The 17,232-nt window shown below is 72.7% G+C and carries 11 protein-coding genes; 5 read left to right on the forward strand and 6 right to left on the reverse strand.

Annotated elements, in window-relative coordinates; translation table 11 throughout:
• Window positions 1-2: 2 nt before the first annotated feature.
• The 5 genes from ACZ6R6_RS46670 to ACZ6R6_RS46690 all read right to left on the reverse strand — a co-directional run bounded on the left by ACZ6R6_RS46670 (window position 3) and on the right by ACZ6R6_RS46690 (window position 9,936).
• Window positions 3-788, reverse strand: coding sequence for a DUF7158 domain-containing protein (locus ACZ6R6_RS46670; RefSeq protein ID WP_470103685.1), 786 nt, complete (start codon window positions 786-788; stop codon window positions 3-5).
• Window positions 785-5,011: a glycoside hydrolase family 38 N-terminal domain-containing protein gene (locus ACZ6R6_RS46675; RefSeq protein WP_470103686.1), complete on the reverse strand. Its 4,227-nt coding sequence runs from the start codon at window positions 5,009-5,011 to the stop codon at window positions 785-787. The genes ACZ6R6_RS46670 and ACZ6R6_RS46675 overlap by 4 nt, the downstream gene beginning before the upstream one ends.
• Before the next feature lie 99 nt (window positions 5,012-5,110).
• Entirely contained in the window at window positions 5,111-7,627 is a 2,517-nt protein-coding gene (locus ACZ6R6_RS46680; RefSeq protein ID WP_470103688.1) for an endo-beta-N-acetylglucosaminidase, read from the reverse strand.
• A gap of 10 nt (window positions 7,628-7,637) precedes the next feature.
• The gene (locus tag ACZ6R6_RS46685) at window positions 7,638-8,858 is read right to left on the reverse strand and encodes a glycoside hydrolase 5 family protein (RefSeq protein WP_470103690.1); all 1,221 of its coding nucleotides are present in this window, start codon (window positions 8,856-8,858) and stop codon (window positions 7,638-7,640) included.
• A gap of 46 nt (window positions 8,859-8,904) precedes the next feature.
• The gene (locus tag ACZ6R6_RS46690; RefSeq protein WP_470103692.1) at window positions 8,905-9,936 is read right to left on the reverse strand and encodes a LacI family DNA-binding transcriptional regulator; all 1,032 of its coding nucleotides are present in this window, start codon (window positions 9,934-9,936) and stop codon (window positions 8,905-8,907) included.
• A gap of 98 nt (window positions 9,937-10,034) precedes the next feature.
• On the opposite strand from ACZ6R6_RS46690, the gene ACZ6R6_RS46695 reads away from it, so the two are divergent.
• The 4 genes from ACZ6R6_RS46695 to ACZ6R6_RS46710 are packed head-to-tail and all read left to right on the forward strand — an operon-like array spanning window position 10,035 to window position 16,214.
• The gene (locus tag ACZ6R6_RS46695; RefSeq protein ID WP_470103694.1) at window positions 10,035-11,315 is read left to right on the forward strand and encodes an ABC transporter substrate-binding protein; all 1,281 of its coding nucleotides are present in this window, start codon (window positions 10,035-10,037) and stop codon (window positions 11,313-11,315) included.
• Window positions 11,312-12,211, forward strand: a complete 900-nt coding sequence (locus ACZ6R6_RS46700; protein WP_470103695.1) for a carbohydrate ABC transporter permease — start codon at window positions 11,312-11,314, stop codon at window positions 12,209-12,211. Before ACZ6R6_RS46695 ends, ACZ6R6_RS46700 begins: the two co-directional genes overlap by 4 nt.
• A 1-nt stretch (window position 12,212) precedes the next feature.
• Complete coding sequence (locus ACZ6R6_RS46705; protein WP_470103697.1) at window positions 12,213-13,169, forward strand: carbohydrate ABC transporter permease; 957 nt, start codon at window positions 12,213-12,215, stop codon at window positions 13,167-13,169.
• Window positions 13,170-13,199: 30 nt separating this feature from the next.
• Entirely contained in the window at window positions 13,200-16,214 is a 3,015-nt protein-coding gene (locus tag ACZ6R6_RS46710; protein ID WP_470103699.1) for an alpha-mannosidase, read from the forward strand.
• Window positions 16,215-16,389: 175 nt separating this feature from the next.
• On the opposite strand, the gene ACZ6R6_RS46715 is transcribed toward ACZ6R6_RS46710, so the two are convergent.
• Window positions 16,390-16,791 (reverse strand): hypothetical protein, encoded by a 402-nt coding sequence (locus ACZ6R6_RS46715; protein ID WP_470103700.1) that lies wholly within the window; start codon window positions 16,789-16,791, stop codon window positions 16,390-16,392.
• 174 nt (window positions 16,792-16,965) lie between these two features.
• Here ACZ6R6_RS46715 and ACZ6R6_RS46720 point away from each other — a divergent pair.
• The coding region (locus ACZ6R6_RS46720) for a sigma factor (protein WP_470103701.1) at window positions 16,966-17,232 on the forward strand (267 nt) is incomplete at its 3' end.

Raw genomic sequence — 17,232 nt, forward strand, 5'->3', positions numbered from 1 at the left:
CGTCAGTGGCGGTGGTGGTTGTCGGGCTGGGCGGGGTCACCGGGGTGCTCCAGCCCCGGCACCAGCCGCAGCCGGTGAGCGCGCGCGTGGTCGAGCCACCGCACGAACGCCAGCCGGCGCGCGGCGTCGAGGAGGCCGTCCGCGGGGCCGGGCGGGTCCGGCTCCGGCTCGCGGCGGGCGAGGAGGGCGGCGGTCCAGGGGCCGGCCGTCACGCTCTGGCCCGGTACGGCGGAGCCCAGCGCCCCGGCCAGGTCCGCGGGCAGCGAACCGGGCTCGGCGTCGAACTCGCCGTCCGGCGTGCGCAGCCGCCAGACCGGCCCGGCGGGTGGCCGCGCGGTGGACTCCCGGTAGGCGGCCGCCTCCGCCGGGGCGACGGCGACGCCGGCGGTGACGGCCTCGTACACGGCGCGGACGGCCGCGCTGCCCTCGTACGCCGCCGCGGCGATGGAGCCCAGCTCGACGGCGGCCCGCTGGTCGAGCCGGACCGGCGGGGCGCCCCCGGGGTCGAGCCCGCGCGCGGCGGCCTCGGCGGCGCACAGCTCCTCGGTCAGCACGACCTGGGCCACCCAGCGCGTGAGCTGCCGGTCCTCGGCCGTGCCCGGCGCGGGGAGCGCCGTGGACCGGGGCCCGGCCCGCAGGGCGCCGAGCCGCCGGTCCAGCTCGGCGCGCGGGAGGGGGGCGCCGTCGAGCCAGCCGAGCACCGGACCCACGCCGGGCGCGGCCGACTCCCCGGTGACGGGCGCGTACCCGGGGACCGGGTGCCCGTGCCCGTGGTGACCGCCCGTCACGGGGCCACCACCAGCTCGACGGTCGGGGCGTACTGGCAGCGGCCGTACCACATGACCTTGACCAGGGCCCAGGAGGAGCCGGGGTCGGCGTCGCGCGGCGCGACCACCTCGAACTCGGCGGTGGCCCTCTCCCCCGCCGCGAGGGCGAACCCGCGGACCGGGTCGGCGACCAGGTCCCAGGTGCCCCAGGGCGAGACGAGCTGCAGCTCGCCGCGGATCTCGCCGCGGGTGCGGTTGCGCAGCGTGAGCCCCAGCACGGCCCGGCCGCCGGGGGCGACGCGCACCGACCGCGCGGTCACCTCCACCGACAGGCCGGTATCGCGGCCGGGGTTGTCCTTGCTGCCCTGCGCGGCCACCCAGTCCTCGGGGACGTCGCCGGGCACGGGCAGCACGCCGGGCAGGTCGCCGACCGCGATCGTGACCACGTCCTCGACCGTCTGGCCGGCGTGCTCGAGCCGGGCGGCGACGAAGTACATCCCCGGCTCCACGCCCTCCGGCGGGGTGACCGTCACCGGGAACCGCAGGTGTCCGCCCGCCGCCAGCCGGTACGGCCGCCGCGTCAGGCTCGCCGTCCAGCCCTCGGGGGCGAGGATCTCCACGGCCCCCTCCACGTCGGCGTCGAGCAGGTGCGAGGAGAGCACCACCGACACCTCGGCCGGCTCCCCCTCGGTCCGCACGAGCCCCGGCGCGGCCGCGACGCTCACCGGCAGGTACCCCATCGGCGCCGGCCCCCGATTGTGCAGCCAGTACCGCGAGTGCACCGGCTGCGCCGCCTCCGCCACCGGCCCCAGCACCGCCCCGCCGTAGGGCGGCACGCCCGCGTCGGCGGCGTCGTACGACGGCAGACCGGGTACGGCGATCACGGTGGCGACCTCGGCGCCGGTCAGCGCGATGGCGCCCGGGACGGGTCCGCCCCGGCGTTCGAGCAGGTCGGCGCGGTATGCCTCGGTCAGGGCGAGCGCGCCGGAGAGGGTGGCGTCGCGGCCGTGGCCGGTGGACTCCATCAGTCGGACGGTCACGCCGGACGCCGGATCCGGAGCGGCGGCCGATCCGTGCGCGGTCGGGTTGCCGGCCGGCTTGAGGGTGCCGACCAGCACCTCGCGGGCGGGCTGGACCCGCAGGTACGACCGGGCCGGCGGCAGCGGGCCCGGGTGCGGATCGGCGACCACGGCGTACAGCGGGTGGTTGAACTCCTGCCCCTGGGCGGGCAGCGTCAGCGTGCGCCAGTCGCCCTCGCCGGAGACCAGCGCGTAGCGGAACTCGTGGGTCCAGTGCATGAGCTGGAAGCCCGCGCCGTCGGGCAGCGTACGGCGGGGCGGGTCGATCCACACGCCGGACGGCCAGCCGGTGCACGAGCGCATCAGCGACAGGTGCAGCGTCCCGGCCGGATCGACGGCGAAGCCCGGCAGGCCGTAGGTGAGCAGTGCGACGGTGTGGTCGGTGAGCAGCTCGGACTCCGGGATCTCCCCCGGGCAGGCGACGCTCACGCGGGCGTCGGCGAGGTCGGCGGTCAGCGCCGCGGGGTCGGTGGTGACCAGGGCGGGCAGCGCGCGCAGGTCGCGCAGGTCGGCGTTGGGCCGCCAGACCTCGCGCAGCGGCCGCGCGGCCGGCACCCAGACGCGCCCGTCCCGCTCCAGGATCTCGGCGTAGGCCGCCCCGGCGCTCTCCAGCAGCTCGCGCGCCGCGTCGTTCTCCTCCGGCCCGCCGATCACGATCCGGAAGTCGGGGAGGTTGGAGTCGACGTCGAGCCAGCCGTACCGGGACCAGTCGGCGCTCGCCGTGGTCGCGGTGACCCCGGCCCGGACCAGCGCGACGAGCAGGTCGCGGACCCCGGCGGCGTCCTCCAGCGTGGGCACGACCACCTCGGCGACCCCGATCGCCCGCTCCCCCAGGGAGCGGCCGTCGGGCCCGGTGAGCGTGACGCGGGCGGTGGAGCCCAGGCCGAACCAGGTGTTGGCGGGGTTGTCGAGGGTCCACGGCGCCTCGGCGGCGTCCACGTCGGGCAGGGCGAACCCGCGCCCGACCACGGCCCCGGCCACCTCGCTCACCGGGAGCGCGCCGGGGAGGTCGGCGGGGAAGCTCAGCCGCAGCAGCCGGTCCGCCCCGCTGTAGTCGAGGACGCGGGTGCCGAGGTCCACCCGTTCCACGCCGTCCCAGAGCGTGACGGTCTGCTCGTAGCCGATGCCGTCCACCGTCCCGTTGACCACCAGACGCTCGCCGAGCGGGCAGGTCTCGCGGCGCACCCGGGCCGCGCCCTGCGCCGCGCCGACGACCGGGCCCTTGGGCACCAGGTGCCAGGGGCCCTCGCCGAAGTCGGGGTGGGCCGGATACTCCTCGTAGACGCGCAGCTCGTTGCCGACGCATCCCTCCCGGACCAGCTCGCGCCCCGCCTTCTTGTCGAACACCCCGGACAGGCCGCCGCCGCGCTCGGGGTCGGCGGTGACGCGGTAGCGGGCGTTCTCGACCGTCACGCCGGCGGCGGGAGTCCACACGGGCTCCGCGCCCGACGGGCCGGGCAGCAGCCGCCAGGTGCGCCAGCCGGTGGCGGGCACGTCCTCGGCCAGGAACCGCAGGGTCCCCCGGTCCACGACGCACGGCACCTCCGCGCCGGCGTCGTCGAGCACCCGGCCGCCGTCGAGCCCGGCGGGCAGCCGTACGGCCACCGGCGCCGACCGGTCGAAGGACAGCGTGTTCGCGACGACGACCGCGACGCCCTCGCCGGTGGTGTCCACGTGGGCGACGAGGGATCCGAGTGAGGCGTCCAGCACGGCGGCCGCCAGGTCGTAGGCCTCGCGCCAGCCGGACAGCAGGTCCAGGTAGACCTGGTCGGACTCGCTGCCGGTGATCGCGTCGTGGTGCGCGCCGTACGCGAGCTGCCGCCAGACCTTGTCCAGGGCGGCCTCGGGGTAGCTCCCGAGCCCTTCGAGCGCGGCGAGGGTGGCGAGCTTCTCGGCGTCCACGGCGGCCACCTCGCCCGCCCGCTGCGCCTGCTTGGTGTCGATGTAGGAGACGTCCTTGCCCGTGTAGATCGGGTTCATGTCCCGGGTCTGCGGGCTGGGCCGCCGCCCGGAGGCCGCCAGCTCGGCCCGGACCGCGTCGAGGAAGTCGCGCGGGGTGGCGCAGACGAAGCGCGGCCAGACGTAGCGGGCGTGCCAGGAGCGGTGGATCTCGGTGACCCACTTGTTCGGCGGGGTGTAGTCGGTGCCCACGGGCAGCAGCAGGTTCCTCGTCGCCCCGACCGGCTTGAGCTTGCGGTACAGCTCGTACACGGCCTTCTCGGCGGTGGCCAGGTCGGCGGAGGAGTCCATCCACCAGCCCGCCGAGTAGTGGTGCGGCATGAAGTGCGTCAGCACCCCGAGCCCCGAGGGGGAGATCCACTCGAACTCGCTCGGGAACTGCATGACCGTCGCGTCGTCCTTGGCCTCGCGGAAGTTCTTCTGGATCGGCCCCCACTGGTGGAACGGCCCGCGCGCCCAGGCGCTCCCGGTCAGCCCGGCCGCCGCGAGGTATCCGGGGAACTGCGGGTCGTGCCCGAACGCGTCGAGCTGCCACGCCGTCGCCGGCTCCCCGCCCAGGATGTCGCGCTGGTAGCCGATGCCGTACACGATGTTCCGGATCGTGGTCTCGACCCCGGTCAGGTTGGTGTTGGGCTCGTTGTAGGTCCCGCCGACCAGCTCGACCTGCCCGCGCTCCATCAGCAGCCGCAGGTCGGCGCGGCGCTCGGGGTGCACGTCGAAGTACGGTTTGAGGTAGTCGATCTCGGCCAGCACGAACTTGTAGACCGGGTCGCGCAGCGCCAGGTCCAGGTGCGCCTCCACCAGCGCGAAACCGTTGCGCTCCCACAGCGGCCGGGTGGTGGCGTCCCCGGACAGCAGTTCCCAGGGCGAGGTGTACGCCGCCTGCGTGTTCCACCACACCGGGTCGTAGTGGAAGTGCGAGACCATGAACATCGTCCAGCCGGGCTCGGCCACGACGACCACGCCTTCGGCGCGCGCGTCGCCCGCCGTCACCACGACCGGCAGTTCGGTCCCCGGGACCGGGTCGGCGATCTCCAGCGGGACCTCGACCTCGCCGGAGCCCTCGGCCCCGCCCGTCACGCCGGGGCCGGTGACGGCGACCCGCGCGGGCGGGCCGTCGAGCGTCACGCGCAGCACCTGGCGTGGGGCGTCCTCGGTGCCCGCGAACAGGTCCGTGGACTCCACGGAGACGATGGTGACTGACACGGGATTCCTCTCTGCGGGTCGGTGACCCACGTGGTCGGCGGCCGGCCGCACCGCCGGGAACCCGGCGGCACGGCCGGCCTGGTGGGGCGCGTTACCGCGCTACTTCCCCCACGCCTCGAACTCGTAGATCCGGGCGGCGGGGTCGGTGTTCTGGGTCGGTCTGGTGATGGACAGCCTGACGTGGCGGGCGGTGAGGGTGACCGGGTGGGTGGTGGTGGCCGCGGTGTTGCCGGTGACGGTCACCGCGGTCCTCCACTCCTCCGAGGCGGCGGAGCGCACCTGGACCGTGAAGTCCCGGGTGTTGAACGCCGCGGCCTCCCCGCCGGCCTGCGCGTGCCGGACCACGAACCGGGTCAGGGAGCGGGCCTCGCCGAGGTCCACCTCCAACCACCTGTCCGCGGTGAGCGTGCACCACTTGTCGGAGTTCCCGCCGGTGACGCTGCCGTTCACGGCCTTGGCCGGGCCCTCGGCCGCGTTGCACTGCCCGGAGGCGGTCGCCGGACGGCCGAGCGCGCGGTTCTCCTCCCCCGGCTCACCCGACCAGGCGACCGTCGCGGTCGCGGCGGCCGACCGGCCGTACTCGGTGGAGACGGCCTCGACCTCGATCGTCGTGCTGGTCTCCGTGCCGGCCCGGTCGAGCTGCGGCACGAAGTACGCGTCGTTCGGGGTCGCGCCCAGGTACGTCCGGGAGCTGTCGGCGTTGCGGCGGTAGAGGTCGTAGTGGTGGACCTGGCCAGAACCGGGGCCGGAGCCGGTCCAGGCCAGGCGGAGCGACTTGCGCGAGGGGGACACGTCGGTCGCGCCGAGCACCTGGAGGCCGGCGGGCGCGGCGGGCGCGTCCACGGCTCCGTCGTACACGGCGAGCTGCCCGACCCGGATGTCGTAGGAGGCGGCGGAGCCCTCGGCGCGCAGGCCGAGCTGGGCGATGGTCTTGCCGGCGTGCGCCGACAGGTCCAGGGTCTTGCGCTCCCAGCCGGTGCCGCCCGTGGACCCCAGGTCGAAGGTGGTGAAGGTGTCCGGCGCGTCGGTGAACGCGACGGCGGCCTTCAGGTGGGTCGGGCCCGCGGTGGGCGTCTTGACCACGACGGACAGCTTGGTGTCGGCCGTCACCGGCAGCTTCGCCTGGTAGAGCCGCACGGTGTTGGCCGCGTCGAGATTCCCGGTGAGCCGCAGCGAGGAGCCGCCCTCATAGGCGTCGCCGTAGTCGATGGACGGCGTGAGCCGGGTCCCGGTGGAGTTCACCACCCACCGATAGGTGGGGGGCACGTCCTGCACCGACAGATTGTTCCAGCCGCCGGTGCGCACGCGGGCCCCGCCGACGTTGTAGAAGTCGCCGTGCCCGGTGTTGAACCCGGTGACGAACGGCTTGGCGGTCACGGCCGTGGACTCGGCGATGTAGTGCGCCAGGCCCTTCCAGGACGAGGAGGTCGTGGTGTTGGACGGGTCGGCGTTCGCACCCACCCAGTATCGGGAGTCGCGGGTGCGGAAGTCGGCCGGCCCCGAGGAGGACTTCCAGGTCCACTCGGGCCGGTAGATGCCCAGCGAGGTGACGTGCGGCTGACCGGTGGGGAACACCGCGTCCCAGCTCACGCCGGTGTTGTACCCGCTGGCCTCGGTGTCGATGCCCGCGTACAGCTCGTGCTCGTCCCGGCCGAGGGAGCGGGCCAGGTCGCGCGAGGAGCGCAGGTTGCCCGCGCCCCAGCCGAAGTCCAGGAACATCGAGTCGGACACCCGGGCGGGGTCGCTCAGGAAGGCGTCGTTCGCCGTGGTGAGCGCGTCCTGCCAGCTCACCGAGCCGCTCTCGGTCATCGCGTCGTACCACATGAACTCGGTCGGGCCCTTGGCCCGGGCGTACTTCATCAGCGAGCGGATCTCGGTCGCCAGGGCGGCGTCGCCGCCTGCGGTCTCCTGGTTGATGAACCAGCCGTCGAACCCGTAGTGCTGGGCCACCTGCACCAGTTTGTCAGCGACCGGGTAGTTCGAGCCGGACTTCTGCGCGAAGTCGCGCACCCACTGGATCTGCCCGCCGTACGCCGTGGGTGGGAAGAAGACCGTGCCGTAGACCTTGACCCCGTTGCGGTGCGCGGCGTCGATCACCGTCGCGTTGGGGGCGAGGATGAGGCCCTCGCTCGCCGAACCGCCCCAGAAGACCAGGGTGTCGATGTACTGCCAGTGGGTGAAGGCGTAGTAGTTGGGGTCGAGGGAGCCCTGCGACGGGTTGCCGGAGGTGGCCCCGAACGACACCAGCGAGGCGACCTTGCCCTCGCCGGCGCGCGCGTTCGGGTTGGCCTTGAGCGCGGGGTCGGCGGCGCGGGGCCGCAGCGGCACCCGGGACCGGTTGAACCGCGCGTCCGGATCCGTCGCCGGGTCCCAGTTCAGGATCGTGTTCGGGTGCCAGTAGGAGGCGTAGGGCTGGTCGCCCGCCGCCCGCACCGCCGCGCGGCCCGACCGCTCCGGCGCGGACGGGGTGGACGGGGCGGCCGAGAGGGACGGGCCGGCGGGTGAGGAGGTGGGCGGAGAGGCGGGCTGGGCCGTGGGGCCGGCCAGAGCGGGCTGGGCGGCGAGGGCCGTGGCGATCAGGGCCCCGCACAGGGCGGGTAACACGCGGCGTCGCATCTGGGCTCTCTCATTCGTGAGTGAGGACGGTGTCGATCCCCCGAGTCATGAGGTGGCCCGGGTCGGCGGCGCGGTCGCCGGCGACGATGGCCACTGGTCCGGTCCGGCGCAGCCGGACCCATTCGGTGTGGAAGGCGCTGCCGGGCGCGACCTCGGCCCGGCGGCCGGGCTCGGTCCGCAGGTCCACGTCGCACCGCAGGGCGGGGCGCCTTTCCTCGGTACGGCGGCGGCGCTCGCCGATGATCGCCGCCAGTTCCTTGGCCGCGGGCTTGGGGTGGTGGTCCACGGTGAACAGGCCCAGGTCGTACTCCCGTTCCGGGTAATCGGTGAGGGAACGTTCCAGGTCGTGGGAGCACCACCAGGTGACGCCCCACAGGGCGGGGTTGGCGGTCACCGTGTCGAGCGTGCGGCGGACGAACTCGGCGGCGTGGGCCTCGGGCACGTCGGGCAGGGGCACGCCGATCTCCTGCAGCCAGACAGGCCGGGCCGGGTCGAGCGAGGTGGCCGCGGCCAGTTCGACGAGGTAGTCGGCGTGGCCGACGGTGGCCGGGCCGAGCGGGCCGTCGATCGCGGAGACGCCGTTGAACACCCAGGAGTGGACCGTGGTCAGGTCGCCGAGGTCCACGTTGTCGGCGGGATGGAACGGGTGCTCCGGGTCGTACCACGTGGCGTCGTACAGCGAGTGGAGGGCGAGCAGGCCGGGCGCGGCGGAGCGCACGACGTCGACCAGCTCGGCGGCCCAGGCCGTGGACGCCTCGGGCGTGGTGGGGTTGCTCGGGTAGAGGTTGTTGACCTCGTTGCCGAGCGTGACGGCGAACACGTTGTCGCGGGTGGCGACGGCGCGGGCGAGCCGGTCGGCGTAGGCGGCGATGCCGTCGCGCACGTCGCGGTCGGTGAACAGGCTCCGCCGGTGCCAGGTGAGCACCCACGACGGCAGGAAGTCGAAGCTGGACAGGTGCCCCTGGAGCAGGTCCACCGCGACGGACAGGCCGAACTCGGCGGCGACGTCGACCAGCGCCAGCAGGTCGTCCACGCCGCGCTGCCGGATCAGCGCCCGGTTGGGCTGGATCCACGGCCAGATCGGGAACACGCGCACGTGGTCCAGGCCGATCGAGGCCAGGTCCTCGAAGTCGCGGCGGACGTCGTCGAGCGAGAGGTCGAGCCAACTGTGGAACCAGCCGGCCGAGGGCACGTAGTTGGCGCCGTAGCGGATGGGGTCGGACAGGGGCACGCGTCCTCCGGGGGTCGAACGATCTCCCGGCGGAGCCTAAAGCGTTTTAGTCCTCCTGCCAAGTCCCGGGCGGCGCGGTGCTCTCCCGGACCACCAGCCGGGGAGTCGCCGTCTTGACGTCCCGGCGCAGCCCCGGCTCTGCGGTGACCTCCAGCATCACCTCGGCGAGCTGTTTGCCGAAGGCGAAGGTGTCGCGGGAGAGCGCGCTGATCGCGGGGTGCGCGATCCGGGTCAGCACCGAGTCGTCGAAGGCCACGATGGACAGCTCGTTCGGCACCTTCACCCCCATCTCACCCGCCACGCCCAGCCCGGCCAGCGCCATCACGTCGCTGTCGTAGACGATGGCCGTCGGCCGGTGGGGGCGGGACAGCAGCGCGCGGGTCGCGGCGGCGCCCTCGGAGTCGCTGAAGTCGGTGTGCACCGACACCGCCTCCTCCAGGCCGAGCCGGCCGGCGCGGTCGCGCAGCGCGCGCGTGCGCCGCTGGGTGTGCCAGAACTCCGGCAGGCCCGCGACGTGGGCGATCCTGCGGTGGCCGAGCGCGGCCAGGTAGTCCACGACCGACAGCATCGCCCCGCGGTCGTCGGCCCACACGCTGGACAGGCTCCCGTGCTTGCCGGGACCGCCCAGGATCACCGCGGGCACCCCCAGCTCCTCCAGCACCTCTATGCGCGGGTCGCGGACCTTGAGGTCCACCATGACGAACCCGTCCACCCGGTGCGCGGAGGCCCAGTCGCGGTAGACCTCCATCTCGGCCTCGACGTCCTCGACGATCAGCAGGTGCAGCGCCGCCGACTGCGCCGACAGCCCCGCCTGCAGCCCGGACAGCAACTGGGCGAAGAACGGCTCCACGCCGAGGGTGCTGGCGGGCCGGGCGATGACCAGGCCCACGGCCTCCGCCCGGGCCCCGCCCAGGGCCCGGGCGGCGCTGTGCGGACGCCAGTTCATCTCCTTGGCGACCTGCAGGATCCGCGCGCGGGTGGCCTCGCCGACCCCCGGGCGTCCATTGAGCGCGAAGGACACCGCGCCCTTCGAAACCCCGACCCGCTCCGCGATGTCGGTGATCGTCGGTCGGCGCACCACTGCTCCTTCACGAGTTCGTCTCAGCTATTGACACATGAGTCTAGCCGGGGGAATAGTCCCGCAACTAGAGCGATTTAGTACTCAAGGAGAGCGCCATGCGTAGGTACTGGACGGGACTGACGGCGGCAGTCGTCATGGTCGTCTCGGGCTGCGGGCTCGGCGGGGCCGACCCGCAGGTGGCCCCCGCCCCGACCGCGGCGGCCACGGGCGAGGTGAAGGGCACGGTCACGCTGCAGACCTGGGCCCTGAAGCCCAAGTTCACGACGTATATGGAGGGCGTCATCGGCGCCTTCGAGAAGAAGTATCCGGGCACGAAGGTCCAGTGGCTCGACCAGCCCGCCGACGCCTACTCCGACAAGGTCCTCAGTCAGGCCGCGGGCGGCACCCTGCCCGACGTCGTCAACCTGCCCCCCGACTTCGCCCGCCCGCTGGTCAAGCAGGACATGCTGCTCGACGTCGCCCAGGTGGACTCCAAGCTGGCCGACGAGTACGTCGCGGGCGGCCTCGACGCGTACCGGTTCCGCGGTCACCAGGGCACCTACGGCTACCCGTGGTACCTCAACACCGACGTCAACTACTGGAACTCCGAGTTGATGGCGAAGTACGGGCTGGACCCGAAGAAGCCGCCGGCGTCCTTCGACGAGCTGGTCGAGCAGGCCCGGATCATGAAGGAGAAGTCGGGCGGCAAGGTCCTGCTGATGAGCCGCCGCCCCGAGGTCGGGGACCTGAAGGAAGCGGGGGTCAAGCTCCTGTCCGACGACGGCACGGAGTTCGTCTTCAACACCCCCGAGGCCGCCGCGGTGATCGACAAATACCGCGCCGCCTTCAAGGAGGGACTGATGCCGCGTGACGTGCTGACCGACACGTACGCCGGCAACGCCAAGCTGTTCAACGAGGGCGCGGTGGCCTGGACCACCGGCGGCGGCAACCACATCACGAGCGTGGCCAACGAGAACCCCTCGCTCGCGCCCAAGATCGTGGCCTCCTCCGACTTCGGCATCCCGCCGCTGTACGTCCAGGGCCTGTCGATCTCGAAGAAGACCAAGAACCCGCCGGCCGCGATCGCGCTGGCCCGCTGGGTGACCAGCCCGGAGAACCAGGCGGCGTTCGCCCACCTGGTGAGCATCTTCCCGAGCACGAAGGCCTCGGCGGACGACCCGTTCTTCAGCAAGAGCGACGGCACCAACGCCGGGGACGCCAAGGTCATCGCCTTCAACTCCCTGGCCAAGGCGGAGGTCCTCCAGCCCTTCGAGGTCACCGACGCGATGAGCAAGTTCATCCGGCAGCAGGTCGCGGCGGCCCTCACCGGTGAGATCTCCTCCAAGGAGGCCCTCGACGCCGCGGTCGCCAAGTGCAACGAGCTGCTCAACCAGTGACGTCTCCCGCACTGACCCGCCCGGGGCGGCTGCGCCGCCTGTTCACACCTTGGGCGCTGGTGGCGCCCGCCGCGCTGTGGCTGCTCGCGTTCAACGTCTGGCCGTCGATCAACACGATCGTCCTGGCGTTCACGAACGCGAAGCCACTGGGCGGCGGGCACTTCACCGGCCTGGACAACTTCGCCCGGGTGCTGAGCGACGCCCAGCTCGCCGACGCGCTGCTCAACAGCATCGTGTTCATGCTGGTCTGCCTGCCGCTGCTCACGGTCCTGCCGCTGCTGCTGGCGATCCTGGTCGAGAAGAAGATCCCGGGCATCGCGTTCTTCCGCACGGCCTTCTACACGCCGGTCGTCGCCTCCGCCGTGGTGGTCGCGCTGATCTGGAGCTGGGTGCTGAACGACCGGGGCCTGGTCAACGGGTTCGCGCAGTGGCTCGGCGTCATCGCCGAACCGATCCCGTTCCTCACCGAGCGCTGGCTGCTGGTGTTCAGCGCCATCTCCCTGACCGTGTGGAAGGGACTCGGCTACTACATGATCATCTACCTGTCGGCGCTCGGAAACGTGCGGCGGGAGCTGCACGAGGCCGCGGCCGTCGACGGGGCCGGGCCGATCCGCAGGTTCTGGAGCGTGACAGTCCCCGGCGTGCGGAACACGATGCTGCTGGTCTCGGTGATGGTGGCGGTCTCGGCGCTGCGCGTGTTCTCGGAGCTGTTCGTCCTCTCGAACGGCACCGGCGGCCCCGGCGGGCGCGCCCAGTCCGTCGTGATGCTCATCCAGATGTACAGCCGCGGCTTCTACGGCCACTTCGGTTACGCGTCGGCGCTCAGCATCGTGCTGCTCGTCATCACGATCGGCCCGATGCTCCTGCTGCTCCGGCTCAACAGGAAGGCGGGCTGACATGCCCGACGTCACAGCACGCGCCGAACCCGGGCACCACGCCGTACCGGACGAGAGGCCACGGCCGGAGCCGGGCCCGGCGCAGAGCAGGCACGCGGGCCGTAGGCGGCGGCGGGGGCGGGGCGGCTTCGGCGCGGCGGGACCGGGTGAGCTGGTCCTGCGCTACACGCTGCTGGTGCTGGTGCTCCTGCTGCTGATCTCGCCGTTCCTGTGGCAGTTGTCCACCTCGCTGAAGAGCCTGCACGAGGACATCTACACCGAAACTCCAAGCTTCCTGCCGCAACAGCCCACGCTGGACAACTACACCCAGGTCACCGAGACCATCCCCGTATGGTCGTACGCGTTCAACTCGCTGGTCGTGGCCGTCATCGTGGTCCTGGGCAACGCCGCGGGCGCGACCCTCGCGGGCTACGCGCTGGCCCGGCTGAGGTTCCGGGGCGCGAAGCTGCTGCTGGTGGGGTTCCTGTCCACCCTGGTGCTGCCCGGCGAGGTGACGATCATCTCGCAGTACATCACCGTGCGCGGGCTCGGCCTGGCGGACACGCTGCTGGGCGTCGCGCTGCCCGGCGCGATCGGCATGCTCAACGTGCTGCTGATGCGCACCGCGTTCATGGCCATTCCGCAGGAGATGGACGAGGCGGCGGTCATCGACGGGGCGACGCCCTGGCAGCGGCTGATCCGCATCGGCCTGCCGAACGTACGGGGCATGCTGAGCGTGATCACGATCTTCGCGTTCATCGGGGCCTGGGACGACTTCCTGTGGCCGCTCATCGTTCTCAACGACCCGGAGAACTTCACGCTCACCGTGGGCCTGCAGTACCTCAACGGGACGTTCACCAACAACCCCCGGCTGCCGGCGGCCGGGACCATGATTTCCTTTATCCCCATCGTGATCCTCTTCGCGTCGTTGCAGCGGTTCTTCTTCCGTGGCGTCGAAGAGGGCGCCATCAAGGGCTGAACCGGTTTCCAGAACGAGGAGTCTCTCCCCATGCATGACGACCGCGAGCTGGTCGAAGCCCGCCTCAAGCGTGTTCTCGACGAGCGGATCCGCCCCGCGGTGTACCCCGCGTCCGTACCGCTGGACGTGGCCGTGTGGCACGCGCCCGGCGAGCCCGTGCCGGTGGCCGAGGGCCTGGCGGCCTCCCCCTCACCGATCACGGTCGGTGAGGCGTGGGGGGCGCCGTGGGGCACGAGCTGGTTCACGGTCATCGGCACGGTGCCCGCCGACTGGGCCGGCCGGACCGTGGAGGCCATCCTCGACCTGGGCTTCGACGAGAACATGCCGGGCTTCCAGTGCGAGGGCCTGGTCTACCGGCCCGACGGCAGCCCGGTGAAGGGCCTCAACCCGCGCAACCAGTGGGTGCGCGTCGGCGCGCCGGTCCAGGGTGGCGAGGAGGTACGGCTGCACATCGAGGCGGCCTCCAACCCGGTCATCCTCGACTACCACCCCTTCCTGCCCACGAAGCTCGGGGACAAGGAGACGGCCGGGAGCGAGCCGCAGTACCGGCTGGCCCGCATGGACCTGGCGATCTTCGACGAGGCCGTCTGGCAGCTCGTGATCGACCTGGAGGTGCTCGGCGAGCTGATGGCGGAGCTGCCCGTGGACGGCGCCCGCCGCTGGGAGCTGCTGCGCGCCGTCGAGCGGGCCCTCGACACGATCGACCTGCAGGACGTCAACGGCACGGCCGCCGCCGCCCGCGCCGAACTGGCCGGGGTGCTGGCCACGCCGGCCGCGCCCTCGGCCCACCGGATCAGCGCGGTCGGGCACGCCCACATCGACTCGGCCTGGCTGTGGCCGCTGCGCGAGACCGTGCGCAAGGTCGCCCGCACCACATCCAACATGACCGCGCTGCTGGAGGACGAGCCGGAGTTCGTCTTCGCCATGTCCCAGGCGCAGCAGTGGGCGTGGATCAAGGAGCACCGACCGGAGGTCTGGGCCCGGGTCGTCAAGGCCGTGGCCGAGGGGCGGTTCGTCCCGACCGGCGGCATGTGGGTGGAGTCGGACACGAACATGCCCGGCTCGGAGGCCATGGCCCGGCAGTTCGTGCACGGCAAGCGCTTCTTCCTCGACGAGTTCGGCGTCGAGAACGAGGAGGCGTGGCTGCCCGACACGTTCGGCTTCGCGGCCGGGCTCCCGCAGATCATCAAGGCGGCCGGATCCAAGCGGCTGCTCACCCAGAAGATCTCCTGGAGCCAGATCAACAAGTTCCCCCACCACACGTTCCTGTGGGAGGGCATCGACGGCACCCGGATCTTCACCCACTTCCCGCCCGTGGACACCTACAACTGCTCGATGAAGGGCAGCGAGATCGCCCACGCAGCGCGCAACTTCAAGGACAAGGGCGTGGCCCGGCACTCGCTGGCCCCCACCGGCTGGGGCGACGGGGGCGGCGGCACCACCCGTGAGATGGTCGCCAAGGCGGCCCGCCTGCGGGACCTGGAGGGGTCGGCCGCCGTCGTCTGGGAGACGCCCGCCGAGTTCTTCGCCAAGGCCGAGGCGGAGTACCCCGCCCCGCCGGTCTGGGTCGGCGAGCTGTATCTGGAACTGCACCGTGCCACGCTCACCAGCCAGGCCAAGACCAAGCAGGGCAACCGCCGCAGCGAGTCGCTGCTGCGCGAGGCCGAGCTGTGGGCGGCCACCGCCGCCGTGCGCACCGGGGCCGAGTATCCCCACGGGCGGCTCGACCGGATCTGGAAGACCGTGCTGCTCCACCAGTTCCACGACATCCTGCCCGGCTCGTCCATCGCCTGGGTGCACCGCGAGGCCGAGAAGACGTACGCCGCCGTGGCCGCGGAGCTGAACGAGATCATCGACGGCGCGCAGCGGACCCTGGCGGGGAAGCCCGGCTCCGGCGAGCTGGTCTTCAACGCGGCGCCGCACGCCCGCAACGGCGTCCCGGCCGGCGGCGCGGCCGCGGTCCCCGCCCCCGCCGTCGCCACCGAACTCCGCACGCGCGGCGAGGGCGGGTACGTCCTGGACGACGGCCTGCTCCGGGTGGAGATCGACGGCCGCGGCCTGGTCGTCTCGGCCTACGACCTGCGGGCGGGCCGGGAGACGGTCGCGCCGGGGCAGGCCGCCAACCTGCTGCAGATCCACCCCGACTTCCCCAACATGTGGGACGCCTGGGACGTGGACCAGTTCTACCGGAACACGGTGACCGACCTGGTGGACGCCGACGAGGTCGTGCCGGGCGAGGAGCCGGGCTCGGTCCGCGTGGTGCGCTCCTTCGGCGCGTCGCGGGTCACGCAGGTCCTCGCCGTGGAGGCCGGGCGGCTCGACATCCGCACCGAGGTGGACTGGCACGAGACCGAGAAGTTCCTCAAGCTGGCCTTCCCGCTGGACGTGCACGCCGACCGGTACGCCTCCGAGAGCCAGTACGGCCACGCCTTCCGCGCCACCCACACCAACACGAGCTGGGAGGCCGCCAAGTTCGAGGCGTGCAACCACAAGTTCGTGCACGTGGAGGAGCCGGGCTGGGGCGTGGCGCTGGTCACCGACTCCACCTACGGCCACGACCTGACCCGCACCGTGCGGGAGTCCGACTCGGGCACGACCACCACGCTGCGGGTGTCGCTGCTGCGGGCGCCGCGCTTCCCCGACCCCGAGACCGACCAGGGCCTGCACCGGTTCCGGCACGCGCTGGTGCCGGGCGCGGCGATCGGCGACGCGGTGCGCGAGGGCTGGTCCCTCAACCTGCCCGAGCGGCGGGTCCCGGGCGATGCCGAGGTCGCGCCGCTGGTCACCGTGGACGACGACGCGGTCGTGGTGACCGCCGTGAAGCTGGCCGACGACGGGAGCGGGGACGTCGTCGTCCGCTTCCACGAGTCCCGGGGAGGCCGGGCCCGCGCCCGGGTCTCCACCGGCTTCGCCGCCACCGGTGTCGCCGTGACCGACCTGCTGGAGCGCCCGCTCGCCGACACGGCCGCGCCGGAGCTGACCGACGGGTCGGTGGCGGTGTCGCTGCGCCCGTTCGAGCTGGTCACGCTGCGCTTCAGCCGCTGAGCGCGCGCCCTCGGCGTACCGCCCGGGCGGTACGCCGAGGGCCGGCCGCCGGGCGGCGGGTGTGGCCGAGCAGGTGACCGGACCGGTCAGGAATCGAGGCACGCGGGCCACAGCCGGCGTGACCGCATGGACCTCATGATGCAACCGCCGGGAATGCGCGGCGGCGCGTCGACCGTCAGGCCGCAGTGGCCAGTTGGGGGCGGCGGCCGGCCCAGATCCAGACGAGCTGAAGGACGCTCATGCCGAACATCAGGACGCCCAATGGGACGTGCAGGGTCTTCACCTGCGCGATGCCCAGCGCTACCTGCGCCAGCGTGAGCCCCAGGAACCCGGCCGCGTACAGGATGGGCCTGGGCGAGCCGCCGCCCGGCCGCCACACCAGGACCGCGACGACCAGGTGCAGCAGCGCCACGACGAACACCGTGTACGCCCCGGCACTGTGCAGTGCCCCACCGTCGGGCGAGGACAACAACAGCCCCGCGGTGATCGCCTGGACGAAGACGGCCAAGGTCTGCAGGGTGATCGCGACACGCAAGAACATGAGGTTGCCCTGCTTCGTCATCGTCGGCGTGGACATGGTGGGGTCTGCCCTTCTCGATCTCAGCGGTGGTTCAAGAGTTACGATCTGGTGTCTCAGTAGACCGACGACACAGCCCGTCGGATTGTGAGGCGGCGCGTCGACCTCACAATCCGGGGCGCTGTCTCGTCGGACCGGGTGAGGACAGATACGACCGAGGGAGCCGGCGACACCGTGACCACCCCATCCGGGCCAGGAGACGGCCGGCTCGATCCGGGCCTGAGCGCGATCATGAGCGAGCGGCGTCAGCTGATCAACCTCGCCTACCGGCTCCTCGGCTCGCTGGCCGACGCCGAGGACGTCGTCCAGGAGACCTACGCCCGCTGGTACGCCATGTCCCCCCGGCAGCAGCAGGCCATCGCCTCCCCCGGCGGCTGGCTGACGACGGTCGCCGGCCGCATCTGCCTGGACCTGCTCGGCTCGGCCCGGGCCCGGCGCGAG

The organism is Streptosporangium sp. NPDC048886 (assembly GCF_055586905.1).

Coding starts and splice junctions, on each gene's coding strand:
- ACZ6R6_RS46705 (WP_470103697.1), top strand. CDS start 12,213: ATGCCCGACGTCACAGCACGCGCCGAACCCGGGCACCACGCCGTACCG.
- ACZ6R6_RS46695 (WP_470103694.1), top strand. CDS start 10,035: ATGCGTAGGTACTGGACGGGACTGACGGCGGCAGTCGTCATGGTCGTC.
- ACZ6R6_RS46680 (WP_470103688.1), bottom strand. CDS start 7,627: ATGCGACGCCGCGTGTTACCCGCCCTGTGCGGGGCCCTGATCGCCACG.
- ACZ6R6_RS46710 (WP_470103699.1), top strand. CDS start 13,200: ATGCATGACGACCGCGAGCTGGTCGAAGCCCGCCTCAAGCGTGTTCTC.
- ACZ6R6_RS46715 (WP_470103700.1), bottom strand. CDS start 16,791: ATGTCCACGCCGACGATGACGAAGCAGGGCAACCTCATGTTCTTGCGT.